Annotated in this window: 14 protein-coding genes; 9 read left to right on the top strand and 5 right to left on the bottom strand. The window is 72.3% G+C overall.

The annotated features are described in order from the left end of the window. Position 1: 1 nt before the first annotated feature. Entirely contained in the window at positions 2-1195 is a 1194-nt protein-coding gene (locus tag FH608_RS24615) for an MDR family MFS transporter (RefSeq protein WP_139632961.1), read from the top strand. 94 nt (positions 1196-1289) lie between these two features. Then, entirely contained in the window at positions 1290-3065 is a 1776-nt protein-coding gene (locus FH608_RS24610) for an NAD+ synthase (protein WP_139632960.1), read from the top strand. 67 nt (positions 3066-3132) lie between these two features. Here FH608_RS24610 and FH608_RS24605 read toward each other — a convergent pair whose 3' ends face one another. Together FH608_RS24605 and FH608_RS52930 are read right to left on the bottom strand one after the other, a co-directional pair. Next, positions 3133-3807 carry a response regulator gene (locus FH608_RS24605; RefSeq protein ID WP_139632959.1) on the bottom strand — a complete coding sequence of 225 codons (675 nt, stop codon included), beginning with the start codon at positions 3805-3807 and terminating at the stop codon, positions 3133-3135. Continuing rightward, on the bottom strand, positions 3804-5462 hold the full coding sequence (locus tag FH608_RS52930; RefSeq protein WP_226899846.1) for a sensor histidine kinase: 1659 nt from the start codon (positions 5460-5462) through the stop codon (positions 3804-3806). The genes FH608_RS24605 and FH608_RS52930 overlap by 4 nt, the downstream gene beginning before the upstream one ends. A gap of 541 nt (positions 5463-6003) precedes the next feature. Here FH608_RS52930 and FH608_RS24590 point away from each other — a divergent pair. From FH608_RS24590 to FH608_RS24580, 3 genes are all read left to right on the top strand, one after another. Continuing rightward, positions 6004-7023, top strand: a complete 1020-nt coding sequence (locus FH608_RS24590) for an alpha/beta hydrolase (protein ID WP_139632958.1) — start codon at positions 6004-6006, stop codon at positions 7021-7023. Between the two features lie 208 nt (positions 7024-7231). Next, positions 7232-8437 (top strand): acyltransferase family protein, encoded by a 1206-nt coding sequence (locus FH608_RS24585; protein ID WP_226899845.1) that lies wholly within the window; start codon positions 7232-7234, stop codon positions 8435-8437. Beyond that, positions 8434-8913, top strand: coding sequence for a MarR family winged helix-turn-helix transcriptional regulator (locus tag FH608_RS24580; RefSeq protein ID WP_139632957.1), 480 nt, complete (start codon positions 8434-8436; stop codon positions 8911-8913). Before FH608_RS24585 ends, FH608_RS24580 begins: the two co-directional genes overlap by 4 nt. Positions 8914-8961: 48 nt before the next feature. Here FH608_RS24580 and FH608_RS24575 read toward each other — a convergent pair whose 3' ends face one another. After that, positions 8962-10104 (bottom strand): alpha/beta hydrolase family protein, encoded by a 1143-nt coding sequence (locus FH608_RS24575; protein WP_139632956.1) that lies wholly within the window; start codon positions 10102-10104, stop codon positions 8962-8964. Then, positions 10088-10666 (bottom strand): TetR/AcrR family transcriptional regulator, encoded by a 579-nt coding sequence (locus tag FH608_RS24570; RefSeq protein WP_139632955.1) that lies wholly within the window; start codon positions 10664-10666, stop codon positions 10088-10090. Before FH608_RS24570 ends, FH608_RS24575 begins: the two co-directional genes overlap by 17 nt. Before the next feature lie 159 nt (positions 10667-10825). Here FH608_RS24570 and FH608_RS24565 point away from each other — a divergent pair, with 159 nt between their 5' ends. Genes FH608_RS24565 through FH608_RS24555 form a run of 3 tightly spaced genes read left to right on the top strand, consistent with a single transcriptional unit; the run spans position 10826 to position 12853 of the window. Further along, entirely contained in the window at positions 10826-11515 is a 690-nt protein-coding gene (locus FH608_RS24565; RefSeq protein WP_139632954.1) for a nitroreductase, read from the top strand. 11 nt (positions 11516-11526) lie between these two features. Next, entirely contained in the window at positions 11527-12093 is a 567-nt protein-coding gene (locus FH608_RS24560; RefSeq protein WP_226899844.1) for an NADPH-dependent FMN reductase, read from the top strand. 43 nt (positions 12094-12136) lie between these two features. After that, a complete protein-coding gene (locus FH608_RS24555) occupies positions 12137-12853 on the top strand; it encodes a GNAT family N-acetyltransferase (RefSeq protein ID WP_226899843.1) in 717 nt (238 codons plus the stop codon). Here the strand turns inward: FH608_RS24555 and FH608_RS24550 are convergent. Further along, positions 12843-13481: an SDR family NAD(P)-dependent oxidoreductase gene (locus tag FH608_RS24550; protein ID WP_139632952.1), complete on the bottom strand. Its 639-nt coding sequence runs from the start codon at positions 13479-13481 to the stop codon at positions 12843-12845. The two genes, FH608_RS24555 and FH608_RS24550, sit on opposite strands and share 11 nt — an antisense overlap. A gap of 45 nt (positions 13482-13526) precedes the next feature. On the opposite strand from FH608_RS24550, the gene FH608_RS24545 reads away from it, so the two are divergent. Next, complete coding sequence (locus FH608_RS24545) at positions 13527-13913, top strand: MerR family transcriptional regulator (protein WP_317135580.1); 387 nt, start codon at positions 13527-13529, stop codon at positions 13911-13913. Positions 13914-13929: the final 16 nt, after the last annotated feature.

Raw genomic sequence — 13929 nt, 5'->3', positions numbered from 1 at the left:
GGTGACGAGCACAACCGCCGAGCGCTCCTCCTTCCTGCGCTCGAAGTTCGCCGGGCTGCCCCGCCCGTTCTGGGCCCTGTGGGGCGGCACGCTGGTGAACCGCCTGGGCACCATGGTCATGCCCTTCACCGGCGTCTACCTGACACAGAGCCGCGGCCTGTCGGTGACGGCCGCGGGCCTGGTCATGGGGGTGTTCGGGGCGGGCTCGCTGCTGTCGCAGCTGCTCGCGGGCGTGCTCACCGACCGGATCGGGCGCCGGGCCACGCTGGCGGGCGGCATGCTGGCCACGGCCGCGACCATGCTGGCGCTCGGCTACAGCACCTCGCTGCCGTCGATCGTGGCCTCCATGTTCGTGCTGGGGCTCGTGCTCGACATCTACCGGCCCGCCTCCAACGCCCTGGTCGCCGACCTGGTCTCGCCCGAGGAGCGGCCCCGGGCGTACGGGCTGCTGTTCTGGGGGATCAACCTCGGCTACGCGGTGGGCATGACGGCCGGCGGGCGGCTGGCGGGGCTCGGGTTCGTCTGGCTGTTCTGGATCGACGCGCTGACGAGCGTGGTCTTCGCCGTCCTGGTGTGGCGGGCCGTGCCGGAGACCAGGCCGCCGGCCCGGGAGTCCGCCGGCGGGTTCGGCGTGGTGCTGCGCGACCGGGTGATGGTGGGCTTCACGCTGGTGACGCTGGCCCAGGCGCTGGTCTACTCCCAGACGATGTCCATGCTGCCGGTGGCGATGACCAACGTCGTGGGGCTGTCGACGGGGCAGTTCGGCCTCGCCATGGCGCTCAACGGAGTGCTGATCGTCGTCGTCCAGCCGCTGGTGTCCGGCCGGCTGGGGCGCCTCGACCCGTCCCGCACGTTCGCGCTGGGCGTGGCGGTGATGGCGCTCGGGTTCGCCATGACCGCGTTCGTGCACGACACGTTCGGGCTGGCGGCGACGGTCGCGGTCTGGACGGTCGGCGAGGTGATCCAGGCGGGCATCGCCGGCACGATCGTGGCCGCGCTGGCGCCGCCGGAGCTGCGCGGGCGCTACTCCGGGCTGTTCGGGTTCGCGTGGTCGCTGGCGGCGGTGCTGGCGCCGCTGCTCGGCGGGCCGCTGCTGGCGATCGGGATGGGGCCGCTGTGGTTCACGATCGGCGGGGTGGGGATGGTCTCGGCGGCGGGCATGCTGCTGCTCGGGCCGGCGATCAGGCGCCGCTGAGGCGTGCCTCCGGGGGCGGGTCCCACCCCTGATTCATGGGGCAGCCTTTTCGTCGCTTTGAGGATAAAGATCCGGCCGTACTAGGCTTGGCGGCGTGGCACACCTCCGCATCGCCCTCGCACAGACCAACCCGGCCGTCGGCGACCTCGACGGCAACGCCGACCGGCTGGTCAAGTGGACCCGCGACGCCGCCGAGCGCGGTGCCGATCTCGTGGTCTTCACCGAGATGTTCCTCACCGGCTACCCCGTCGAGGACCTGGTGCTGCGCACGTCCTTCGTGGACGCGAGCATCCGGACCCTGGAAGAGGTGGCGCGCAGGCTCCAGGAGGAGGGCCTGGGCGAGCTGCCGGTGGTGGCCGGCTACGTCGACCGGGCGGGGCTGGCGCCCAGGGTCGGGCAGCCCAAGGGCGCCCCTCTGGACGCGGCCGCCCTGCTCCACGGCGGTGAGGTGATCGCCCGCACGGCCAAGCACCACCTGCCCAACTACGGCGTGTTCGACGAATACCGCTACTTCGTGCGCGGCGACCGGCTGCCGATCTTCCGGCTGCACGGCGTGGACGTGGCGATCGCGGTGTGCGAGGACCTGTGGCAGGAGGGCGGTCCCGTGTCCGTCGTGGGGCAGGCCGGCGCCGGGCTGCTCGTCGTGCCGAACGCGTCGCCGTACGAGAAGGAGAAGGACGACGTCCGCCTGGAGCTGTGCGCGCGCCGGGCCCGCGAGGCCGGCTGCGCACTGGCCTACGCCAACCAGGTCGGCGGGCAGGACGAGCTGGTCTTCGACGGCGACTCGATCGTGGTCGACGGCTCGGGCGCGCTGGTGGCGCGGGCGGGGCAGTTCGAGGAGGAGCTGCTGGTCGTCGACCTCGACTTGCCGGTCTCGGACGCAGAGACGGGCGCGTTCCCGTACGACGCGGGTGACGGCACCACCATCACGGTGGAGCGCCAGGTGCTCTCCGTCACCCCCGCCGAGCCCCGCCCGCCGCTTCCCGCCACCATCGCCGAGCGCCTCGACCCGCACGCCGAGGTGTACGCGGCCCTGGTCCTGGCCGTGCGCGACTACGTCGCCAAGAACGGCTTCCAGTCGATCATCCTGGCCCTGTCGGGCGGGATCGACTCGGCGCTGACCGCCACCATCGCCTCCGACGCGATCGGCCCCTCCCGGGTGCACGTCGTGCTCATGCCGTCGCGCTACTCCTCCGACCACTCGGTGACCGACGCCGAGGAGCTGGTGCGCAGGCAGGGCGTCAACGCCCGGATGGTGCCCATCGCCAACGTCGTCGACGCCTTCGAAAAGGAGATCGAGCTGTCCGGCCTGGCCGCCGAGAACCTCCAGGCGAGGGTCCGCGGCATGATGCTCATGGGCCTGTCCAACCAGCACGGCCACCTGGTGCTGACCACCGGCAACAAGAGCGAGCTCGCGACCGGCTACTCCACCCTCTACGGCGACTCGGCCGGCGGCTTCGCGCCCATCAAGGACGTGCCGAAGACCATGGTGTGGGAGCTGTCGAAGTGGCGCAACGCCCACTCGCTGCCCTGGTTCCTGCTCGACGCCAAGGCCCCCATCCCGGAGAACTCCATCGCCAAGGAGCCGAGCGCCGAGCTGCGGCCCGGCCAGCGCGACACCGACTCGCTGCCGCCGTACGAGATCCTCGACCGGCTGCTGGACGACTACGTGGAGAAGGACATGGGCTCGCGCGAGCTCATCGCGGCGGGGCACGATCCGGCGCTGGTCACGAGGATCATCCGGCTCGTGGACCTGGCCGAGTACAAGCGCCGCCAGTATCCGCCCGGCCCCAAGATCACGCCGAAGAACTTCGGCCGCGACCGCCGCCTGCCCATCACCAACCGGTGGCGCGAACCCACCGACCAGTGACCACGTTCGGCGCTCGGGCGCGGTTCGCGCGTGCCGAACCCTCGCGGACGGCGCGCTCCAGCGCCGGCTACGAGTCCGGGGGCTGCTGACCGGGTGAGGCCAGGCCCGCCTCGTAGGCGATGATCACCAGCTGGACCCGGTCACGGGCCTGCAGCTTCGTCAGCAGCCTCGTCACGTACGCCTTGACGGTGGCGACACTGAGGACCAGGTCGGCGGCGATCTCCGCATTGGACAGGCCGCGGGCGATGAGGGTCAGCACCTCGCGCTCGCGGCCGGTGATCCCGTCGAGCGGGCGCCGGCGCGGGACGGAAGGCCCCGGGCGGGCGGCGAACTCCTCGATGAGGCGCCGGGTCACGCTCGGCGCGATCAGCGCGTCCCCGGCGGCCACGACCCGGATCGCCGCGAGAATGTCGTCGAGGGCCATGTCCTTGACCAGGAACCCGGACGCGCCGGCACGCAGCGCGCCGTAGACGTAGTCGTCCTCGTCGAACGTGGTCAGCACGATGACGCGGGCGCCGGTGGAGCCCTGGTTGATCAGGCGGGTGGCCTCGATGCCGTCGGTGCCGGGCATGCGGATGTCCATCACCACGACGTCGGGGCGCAGCTCCTCGGTCAGGCGGGCCGCCTCCGCACCCGTTCCCGCCTCCCCGACGAGCTCGAGATCCGAGGCGTCGGTGATGACCAGTTGCAGAGCGGTGCGGATCAGCGGCTGGTCGTCGGCCAGCAGCACGCGGACCGTCATGGCACCGGTCCCGGCACGGGCAGGCGGGCCAGCACGCGAAAGCCGCCTCCCCGGCGCGGCCCTGCGGAGAAGGCACCGTTCAAGAGCGCGACCCGCTCCCCCATCCCGGCCAGCCCATATCCAGCCCTGGCCGTGTGATCCGCCGCCTTACGGCCTCCCCCACGCCGCCGACCCGAGGACCTGGAGCCATGACCGATGCCCCGATCACCCCCGGCGCCATACGCAGCGGCGGAGGCGGCCATGGGGCGAGGAGCGTGGTCGGGCATGGGCGCGCGGTCGGGCATGAGGGCGTGGTCGGGCATGGAGCCGGACTGGAGCATGGGTGCGTGGTCGGACGCGGAGGCGAGGTCCGACGTAGAGGCGGGATCGGACGCGGGCCCAGGGGCAGGATCGAGCACTTCGACGATCACCTCGTCACCGGCGAAGTCGACGGAAACCTGGCAGGAGGGGATGCTCGAGTGACGGACCACGTTGGTGAGGGCCTCCTGGATGATGCGGTAGGCGGACACGTCGATCTCCGGGGGAAGCGGGCGCCGGTCGCCCAGCCAGCGCACCTGCACCTCGACACCGGCGGCCGTCGTCGTCGCGGCCAACCTCTCCACGTCGGCCAGCCCTCCCAGCCCGACAACCGGATCAAGCCCCGGCCATACACCCGGCTCCGGCTCACCGGCCCCCTGACCGCGACCCCGGTCGAGCCACGACCCCGCGACCGGCCCGGCCTCCCCGCTCCGCACCTCTCGCACCGCGAGAACCGAATCCGGCTCTCCGGCGTTCGCCGCCCGACGCCCGTCATAAGGATCAGATGGCCCGGTGGCCGACTGGCAGGCGTCACGAGGATCAAGCGATCCGGTAGCCGGCCTGCGGGCGTGGTCTGAGTCGGGGTGGCGGAGGGTGCCCACCATGCGGCGCAGGCCGGACAGCGTCTCACGACCGACCGTCTCGATCTCGCCCAGCGCCTCGCGGGCGCGAACCGGCTGGGTGTCGATCACCCGCCGCGCGGCGCCCGCCTGGAGGGCGATGATGCTGATGCTGTGGGCCACCATGTCGTGGAGCTCGCGGGCGATACGCAGGCGCTCGCCGGTGATCGCCTGCGCGGCGGCCTGGACGCGCAGGCTTTCCGCGTGCTCGTGGGCCTGGTGTGCCGAGCGCCCGACCAGCCACGCGATGACCGCCGTCATGGCGACGGCGAGCTCCGCCGACGTCCCGACGCCCCAGCCGAAATGCAGCCGGGTCACCAGATATCCGGCCAGCACGGTGAGGGACATGGCGAGGGCCGCGATCGCCCTGCGGCGCGTGGCGGAGGAGGCGATGAAGTAGAGGGCGGCGTCGACCGCCAGGAACTGGGCCGCCGGGATCTCCGCCACACCCAGTGGAACGCACGCCACCACCGCTGCGGCCAGCAGCAGAACCAGCGCGGGAAGCGGCCCTGTGCGCAGCCGGACGCCGCCCGTCACGGCCAGGGCGGTCGCGATCGCCAGGGAGGCCAGACCGTCCCAGCGGTAGATCAGCACGCCGGGGCTGACGGCCGGCTCGATCTCGCCCGGCAACCTGACGCGCATGAGGAACGTGAACGCCAGGCCCGCGCACCAGGCCACCACGGCCCAGACGCCGGGCGGGAGCCGCCTCAGCAACGGGAGGGGTGCGGTGACCTGCATGGATCGATCGTAGCGGCGGGTGGTTGGGCGGGGCATCGGACCACGGTCGTACATCTCGGGTCCACCCGTGGTCCGTGGAATGCGCCCTCTGGTTCGATGTGGGGCCGGCACGGCTTACGGCAGCGTCGCCTAGGTGATCGAAGTCAAGGTGGTGCCGCACCTCCGTTCCTTGGACCGCTCGTCGGCTGAACGGCGCTGGGGAGGAGGACGAAGATGGCGTTCCGTTTCACGGGCAAGGCGGGCGTCCGTTGCAGAGGGGCGTGCGCGCCCGGAGCCTGAAGGCCAGGAGGATGCAAACCGGGAGGACGCAGGCCGGGAGGACGCAGGCCGGGAGGACGCAGGCCGGGAGCATGGGGGCGGGAAGCATGAGGGCCGGGAGCATCGAGGCGGAAGGTATGCAGGCCCGGAACGTGAAGGTCAGGAACGTGAAGGCCGGAAGCGTGAAGGCCGGAAGCGTGAAAGCCTGGAGCAAGCAGGTCCGGGGCGTTCGCTGGGGAATCGGTTTCGTGGGCTGAAGCTCGGCGCGCGCGTACAGCCCGGCGTGTGGCGGTTGGGCCGCGCGCTCGCCACCGCGTTCGTCGTCCTCTGCGTGGCCGTGCCCATTTCCGGGGCGGCGCGGCCCGAGGCGGTCCGTGCGCCCGTCCCGCCTCCCCTGGCGCCGCTGCGCAGCGCCACTCCCTCCGTTCTCGGCCAGCGGTACGCCGCCGCCCGGGACGCGATCCTGGCGGCCGAGGGCAGGTCGGAACGTGACGGCGACCGGTGGCGGGCCGCCAGGTTGCGCGACATGGCGGACGACTCCCGCCACTTCCTCGCCTTCGACGGGCGTGACGGCGGCCGGGCCGTCGAGGTCTTCGGAGACCTGGCCGCGGCCGAGCGCGTCGCCGTACTGGTGCCCGGCGCCGACACCGACCTCGACAAGTACGGGCTGCTCCGCGGCGGCGCCCTCAGGCTGCGCCAGGCGCTCGGCGACCGGGCCGCCGTGATCGCGTGGCTGGGCTACCGGACCCCGAGCACCCTGAGCCTGGCCGCGTTGACGGAAGGCCGGGCCGAGGAGGCCGCTCCGGGTCTGCGGGCGTTCGTGCGGGAGCTCGCCGTGATCAAGCCGGCCGCCGCCGTCTCGCTCCTGTGCCACTCGTACGGTTCCGTGATCTGCGCCCGCGCCGCTTCCGGGATGGACGTCGCCGGCATCATCCTGTACGGCAGCCCCGGCGTGGCCGCCCCCGACGTGACCGCCCTGCGTGCCAGGGCCCCGGTGTGGGCCGGCCGTAGCGGCGGCGACTGGATCGCCCATGTGCCGCACGAGCGCGTCCATCTGCCCTTCGTCACTCTGGGCTTCGGCACGGACCCGGTCTCCCCGCGGTTCGGCGCCCGCGTCTTCGCGGCGGGGAGCGGCGGGCACAGCGACTACCTCAGGCCCGGTCCGTCACTGGACGCCATCGTGCGAATCGTCTCCGGACCGGAGATCCCCGCAAAGGCTTCCCCAACGGCTTTCCCGGCGACCGCCGAGCTGAAGGAGCAGGGCCGCAAGCCGGCCTCCGAGGCGGTGCGCCGTGGCAGGTGATCGGCCCAGGCTCGGCGGCAGCCGCCGGCCCTCGCACGACGGCCCCCAAGCCCCTGGAGCATCCCACCCCTCGCAAGACCGCACCCGGCCCTCCGGAACGCCCCAGATCACCCAAGACCACATCCCGCCTACCCGAACCCCGCCAGCGTCCGGCATCCGGGCCCCGCGCGCCACCCCGTTCGAAGCCCTCCGCGGCCTGGCCCGCCGCGTGGACAGCGAGACCCCGCCCGGCCGCGACCGCGCCGTGGACGCGCTTCGCGCGCTGGCCATCGGCGGCGTGGTGCTGGGCCACTGGCTGGTCACCGCGATCGTCTACGACAGCGGCACGTTGCGCACCACCAGCCCCCTGCGGCACCTGCCCGGCCTGGCTCCGGCGAGCTGGCTGTTCCAGACGCTGGCGGTGTTCTTCCTGGTCGGCGGCTACGCGGCGGCGCGGAGCCGGAGCGCGAAGGCGAGTGCGACGAGTTCCAGTGCGAGGGCAAGGGCAGGGGCGGCCGCGTACCGGCGGTGGCTGGGCGCGCGGCTGGCGCGGCTGTTCCGGCCGGTCGTGGCCGTGGTGCTGGTCTGGAGCGCCGCGGCGGTAGCGATGCTCGCCGCGGGAGCCGAGGCGGAGAGCGTGCGCGGGCTGGTCAAGCTGGTGGTGTCGCCGATGTGGTTCCTGCTGGTGTTCGCGGTGCTGACGGCGGCGACGCCGCTGGTGTCGCGGTTGCACCCGCTGTGGCCGCTGGCCGTGGTGGCGTCCGTCGATGCGGTCAGGTACGGCCTGCCGCAGCTGGACGGCGGTCCGGCCTGGCTCGGCTGGGTCAATGTCGTGGCCGGCTGGCTGGTGCCGTACTCCCTGGGCGCGGCCTGGGCGGAAGGCAGGTTGCGGAGCCGTACCGCCGGATGGGTGCTGCTGCTCGGCGGGACGGCGGGCGCGGCGGGGCTGGTCGCCTGGGCGGGATATCCGGCGGCCATGGTCGGGGTGCCGGGGGCGGCGATCTCCAACCTCGACCCGCCCACCCTTGCGGCCGTCGCCTTCGGCCTGGCCCAGTGTGGCGCGGCCCTGCTGCTGCTCGGCCCGCTGCGCCGGGTGCTGCGCCGCCCGGTGGCGTGGGCGGCGGTGGCGCTGGTGAACCTGTACGCGATGACGATCTTCCTCTGGCACCAGACCGCGATGATCATGGTCATGGCGCTCGGCCTGCTCGCGGGCCGCCGGCTGCCCGGCCTGCACACCGTGCCCGACGGGCCGGGGTGGGTGGTGGCCAGGCTGGGGTGGTTGCCGGTGTTCGGTCTGGCGCTGGTGGTGTGCTGGACGGCTTTCCACAGGTACGAACGCCGCCCCGCACGTATCCGGAGGGCACCGTCGAAGCAAGATTTGATTTCATATGAAACAGTTTCAAATAAAAGTATGTCTGGTAATATGGGTTCATGAGCGCCGACGTTCCTGACAGGACCACCGCCTCGCCTGCGACCGACCGCCTCGGGGACACCTCGCCCTTCGCTCTCGGCCTGCTGCTGCGCCAGGCGCACTGGCGCGCGGCCTCGGTGATGACCGAGGCGCTTCGGCCGCTCGGCATCGAGTTGCGGCATTTCGCCGTGCTGATCGTGCTGATCGACCGCGGCCCCACCGTGCAGCGGGACCTGGCGGCGGCGACGGGGTCGGACAAGGCGGGGATCATGCGGGTCGTGGACGACCTGGAGCGCAAGGGGCTGGCCGTGCGCAAGTCCGTTCCCGGGGACCGTCGGGTGCGGGCGGTGGAGATCACGCCTCAGGGCCTCGCGCTCTTCGACGCGGCTCATGTGGCGGCGGAGCCGCTGGCCGAGCGCCTGGTCGCCGGGCTGGGACCCGGCGAGGCCGAGCAGTTGAAGGATCTGCTGACCCGGTTCGCCTATCCCGCGGAGGCGTAGGCGCGCCCGGCAGGGACCACGGGCCGGTGATCAGGATGCCGGCCTCTTCTACCGGACGTTCCGGGCCGGAGACAGGAACTCGCGCACCAGCCGGTCGTAGCGGGCGCGATCCACGTTCCACGCCTCCGTGTGCCCGCCCCGCGAGAACGGCTCGAACTGGATCTCCCAGCCCAGACGCCTGCCGGTGGTAACGAGATCGCGCGACGACTGGATCGGATCGTCGGCGTCGGGAACGGTGTGGATCAGCAGGAGGGGCGGCCTGATCTTCGGCGGATACCGGATCAGGCTGAGCCGGTCCGTATCGACGCCGGTGCGCCACCTGACGACCTGCCGCGACAGGTCCGCGAGGAACGCGGGCAGGTGGAAGTTCCCGGCCCCCTGCTCCGCGGTCATCCGCACATCGATCATGGGCGCGTCCAGAACGACCCGCTCGACCGTGGTCGCGAGCGGCGACCTGCTCAGGAACTGGCCGACGATCTGCCCGCCCATCGAGGTGCCGTACAGGACGAACCTCCGCGCTCCCATCGTCCGCGCCTGGCGCAGGGCGGCCTCCAGGTCGCGCCACTCCGTGTCGCCCAGGTGGAGCAGCCCGTCGGGCGAGGGCGGCGCCCCCTCGTCGTTGCGGTAGCTGATGTCCAGGAAGGGCAGCCCGAGCTCGTGCACGACGGGCAGGATCTTCAGCTCCGCCTTGCGCCGCCCGTTCTGGCCGTGTACGGCGACGACCCACGTGTCGCCCCTGCCGGGCACGTACCAGGCGGGTGCGGGCCCGAGCTCGGTGGGCACCATGATCTCGGTGTAGCCGATCCCCCAGGCGACCTCGGGATCGCCGGGAGGCACGTTGCCGAAATATCCAGGGGTGCCCGCAGAGGGGGTCGAACCACGCAGCACCTTGCGCGTCACCCGTCCGGGCGCGCGGGACTCGACGTCTCCGAGCAGGGAGTAGGCGCCGCTCCACTCCAGCCAGTACGTGCCGGGCTTGCCGGTCTGCGGCGTCTGCTCCAACGTCACCATGTCGCCCCGCACGGCGAGCACCCTGGCGTTGCTCGTCCCGTAGTGCACGACCTTGATCGCCTGGTCGCTGCCGAACCAGGCCCCTAACCCCGTCGCCGCGACCAGCACGACGAGGGCCGCCGCGCCCGCGATCCACGCCCTGCGCCGCCACCGGCACTGCTGCTCAGTTCCGGACGCCATCGAGAACCCTCCTCGCGGTGCGCTCGCACAACCGGCGGAAGTCGTCCTCCTCCAGCCCGATGCGGCCACCGAGATAGAGCTGCACGAGCCCCTGGACGGACGACGTCATCGCCAGCGAGACCTCCAGCGGATCGTCCTGGCGCACCACCCCCGCGCGCATGCCCTCCTCGACCACCACGACCAGCATGCCGAACGGCGACCCGCCGGCCTCGAAGTCGTCGGGGAAGCGCCGGGCCCGCTCGCGGCGGTCGGTCATGAGGAACCTGTACAGGTGCGGCCGCCCCAGGGCGAAGTCGAGGAAGTCCTCCATGAGGCCGAGCGCGCGGGCCTCCCAGGGGCCGTCCGGGGCCCGCCGACCCCACCCGCCGGCCAGTTCCCGGAAAGCCCGGTCGGCGACCGCGTCGAGGAGCGCCTGGCGGCTCGGGTAGTGCTTGTAGGCGGCCATCGGGGACACCCCGACCATGTCGGCCACGCGCCGCATGGTCACGGCCGCGGCGCCCTCGCCCACCAGGATGGCCTGCGCGGCGTCGGCGATCTTCTCTGCCGTGCTGGACGTACTCATGGTGTACACCGTAAACCATGGAGGTGTACCACGTACACCCTTCCTGGACCGTACCGCTCAGGCTCATACGCCACTCGATGGTAGTGAACGATACAATTATGAGTGATATCGTAGTGAATGCAATGAAACTTGGACGCGCCGAGCTGACGGGGGTAAGCGATGGACGTCTATGAGGCGGTCGTGAGCCGCCGGTCGGTGCGCCGTTACATCGACCGGCCCGTCCCGAGGGAGGTGCTGGAGCGCGTCCTGTCCGCCGCGGCCTGGGCGCCGTCCGGCTCCAACCTCCAGTCGTGGCACGTTTACGTGCTGACCGGCGGGCCGCTGGCCGAGCTGAAGAAGCGCGCCGGCGAGCGCGTGGCCTCCGGCGACGCCTGGGACGAGCGGGAGTTCGAGATGTACCCGCCCGCGCTCAAGTCCCCGTACCGCGAGCGCCGATCCGCCTTCGGCCGGGAGCGCTACAGCGCGCTCGGCATCCCGCGCGAGGACTGGGAGGCCCGGCAGAGGGCCGCCGCCGACAACTGGCAGTGCTTCGGCGCGCCCGCCGCCCTGTTCTGCTACGTCGACCGCGACATGGGGCTGCCCCAGTGGGCCGACGTCGGCATGTACCTCCAGACGGTCATGCTGCTGCTGCGCGCCGAGGGGCTGCACAGCTGCCCCCAGATGGCGTGGTCGGTGTATCGCAGGACCGTCGCGGAAGTGCTGTCACCTCCGGACGAGCTCGTCCTCTTCTGCGGCATGTCGATCGGCTACGAGGACGTCACGGTGGATCACGTCCGTACGGGCCGGGCGCCGCTCCACGAGACGGTCACGTTCGTCGACATCCGAGCCAAGCATCCATCATGCCCTTGAGAGGAAACGCAGTGACATACAACGTCGGCTACATCGTCGGGAGCCTGTCCCAGAAGTCGATCAACAGGACGCTCGCCCTGGCCCTGAGCCGTCTCGCGCCACCGGAGCTCCACCTCGCGGAGATCCCCATCGACCGGCTGCCCCTGTACAGCCACGACCACGACCCGAGCTTCCCCGCCGTGGCCCAGGAGCTCAAGGACGCGATCAAGGCCTCCGACGCCCTGCTGTTCGTCACCCCGGAGTACAACCGGTCCATTCCGGGCGCGCTGAAGAACGCCATCGACTGGGCGACCCGGCCCAAGGGGTCGAGCGTGCTGGACGGCAAGCCGGCCGCGGTCATCGGCGCCTCCCCCGGCCCGATCTCCACCGCCGTCGCCCAGCACCACCTCAAGTCCATCCTGACCTTCACCAACTCGCCGGTGCTCGGCCAGCCCGAGGCCTACATCCAGTTCACCCCTGGACTGATCGACGACAGGGGCGACATCCAGGTGCCGTCCACCGCGGAGTTCCTGGCCGGGTACATGCGTGCCTTCGCGGCACACATCCGGCGCCACCACCACGACATCCCGGAGCTGTAGTCTTCCGGACCGTGGACCTTCCCCGCCGCCGGCCGGACGTTTCGTGAGCGTCGCGCTGCTCCGGGTCGAGCTGGGCGTCATCTGGCGGCTCGACGGCCGTGGCCGCCTGCCGGGGCCGGAGGACCTGGTGGTCGGGGTGGCGGCCGACGGCATGGCCGCGGCGGTGTCAGGACGCGTCCCGGACCCGCTCGCGGCGCGCCTTCTCGACCTCGTCTCCCGCTCCACCCCGTCGCCCCCGGGCCGTCCGCCCGATGTCCTGGCGCGGTGCCGAGCGCTCCTGGGCGGCGGGCTGACGGTGTCGGGCGGCCCGGCCTATCTCGTACGCCCGCCCTTCCCACCCGACGGGCCGGAGGGGCGTCTCGTACGCCCGGCGTTTCCGTCCGGCATCCTCACGTCCGATGACCCGCGCAGCGCCGATCTGGTCCTGCCGCTCCGGCCGGACACCTGGGAGCCGGAGGAGTGGGCCGAGCTGGTCGGCGGCGGCGCGGGGTCGCCCTGGGCGATGATCGTCGAGGACGGCCAGGTGGCCTCGATCTGCCACAGCGCCCGCCTCACCGCCGGCGGCGCCGAGGCGGGCACGTGGACGGCGCCCGCCTTTCGCGGCCGAGGGTACGCGGCGGCCGCCACCGTCGCATGGGCGGCCCTCCTGCCCGGCATCCCCCTCTTCTACAGCACCGACGCCGCCAATCGCTCCTCCCGGCGGGTGGCCGAGCGCCTCGGCCTCCGTGCCCTCGGCTGGCTGTGGAAGCTCACCTCCTGACCCCCTCGCCGGCGTGGAGTGCTTCCCGTTCCCACCGGTCCGGGGGCTGGGTGTGCAGGCGCCAGTAGTGCTCGGCGATGTCGTCCGGGTCGAAGTCGGTGCCGGGCGCGACCGGCCCGGCCACGGTGACGCTCGCCACGTGCACCCCCGACGGCCCGTACTCCTGGTCGAGCAGCTCCACCAGCGTCCGCACGCCCGCCTTGCCGAGCGAGAGGCTCACGTACGCGGCCTTGGGCTCCGGCATCCCGCCGGTGACGAGGAACGACCCGGCGCCGTGCCGGGCCATCGCGGGCAGCACGTGGGAGGCCGCGACCAGCGCGCCGACCACGTTCACCGCCCAGGCGTCCAACTGCTCCCTCGCGTTCGCCTCGCCCGGCGTGTCGGGCCTGATGACCGCGGCGTTGTAGACGACGGCGTCCGGGACGCCCAGCTCGGCGGTGGCGGCGTCGAGCGCCGCCCTGAGCCGGGCCTCGTCGGCGACGTCGGCCTCGAACCCGAGGACGCCGTCCAGGTCGAGGGTCGTCCCGGTACGCGAGAGCAGCGCGACCGGCATCCCCTCCCGCGCGAACCTGCGCGCCACGGACCGGCCGATCCCCGGCCCCGCCCCGATGATCACCGCTCCAGGCATCATCCGCTCCCTTCCGTTGTTGGCACCGACAAGCTAAGGCGTCACATGGATGTGAAGGTCAAGGAGCACATGAAGATCGGGGATCTGGCCCACCGGACCGGGGTGAGCAGGCGGCTGCTGCGTTACTACGAGGAGCAGGGGCTGCTGCGGCCGGTGCGGCTGCCCAACGGCTACCGCGAGTACGCCGAGGGGGACGTCGCCGCCGTCCACCACATCCGCGCGATGCTCGCCGCCGGCCTGCCCACGGCCGTCATCGCGCGCCTGCTGCCGTGCGTGCACGACGACGGCGGGCGCATGGTGCCGACGGCCTGCCCCGGCATGCTGGGCAACCTGCGCAGGGAGCGCCGGCGCATAGCCGAGACGATCGAACGCCTCCAGACGTCCCAGCGCGCCCTCGACATCATGCTCGCCGCCGTCCGCCCGGAGGCGTGACCCGGCCCCTGGCGCC

This window comes from Nonomuraea phyllanthi (assembly GCF_006334985.2).
Taxonomy (GTDB): Bacteria; Actinomycetota; Actinomycetes; order Streptosporangiales; family Streptosporangiaceae; genus Nonomuraea; species Nonomuraea phyllanthi.
Note: the sequence above shows the minus strand (reverse complement) of the source record. Positions and strands in the feature narration are given on the sequence as shown.

What these genes read in the sequence shown, in the direction of transcription:
- FH608_RS24605 (WP_139632959.1), bottom strand. Translation starts at nt 3,807, where the DNA reads ATGACGGTCCGCGTGCTGCTGGCCGACGACCAGCCGCTGATCCGCACC.
- FH608_RS52930 (WP_226899846.1), bottom strand. Translation starts at nt 5,462, where the DNA reads ATGCAGGTCACCGCACCCCTCCCGTTGCTGAGGCGGCTCCCGCCCGGC.
- FH608_RS24580 (WP_139632957.1), top strand. Translation starts at nt 8,434, where the DNA reads ATGAGCGCCGACGTTCCTGACAGGACCACCGCCTCGCCTGCGACCGAC.
- FH608_RS24575 (WP_139632956.1), bottom strand. Translation starts at nt 10,104, where the DNA reads ATGGCGTCCGGAACTGAGCAGCAGTGCCGGTGGCGGCGCAGGGCGTGG.
- FH608_RS24570 (WP_139632955.1), bottom strand. Translation starts at nt 10,666, where the DNA reads ATGAGTACGTCCAGCACGGCAGAGAAGATCGCCGACGCCGCGCAGGCC.
- FH608_RS24565 (WP_139632954.1), top strand. Translation starts at nt 10,826, where the DNA reads ATGGACGTCTATGAGGCGGTCGTGAGCCGCCGGTCGGTGCGCCGTTAC.
- FH608_RS24550 (WP_139632952.1), bottom strand. Translation starts at nt 13,481, where the DNA reads ATGCCTGGAGCGGTGATCATCGGGGCGGGGCCGGGGATCGGCCGGTCC.
- FH608_RS24545 (WP_317135580.1), top strand. Translation starts at nt 13,527, where the DNA reads ATGGATGTGAAGGTCAAGGAGCACATGAAGATCGGGGATCTGGCCCAC.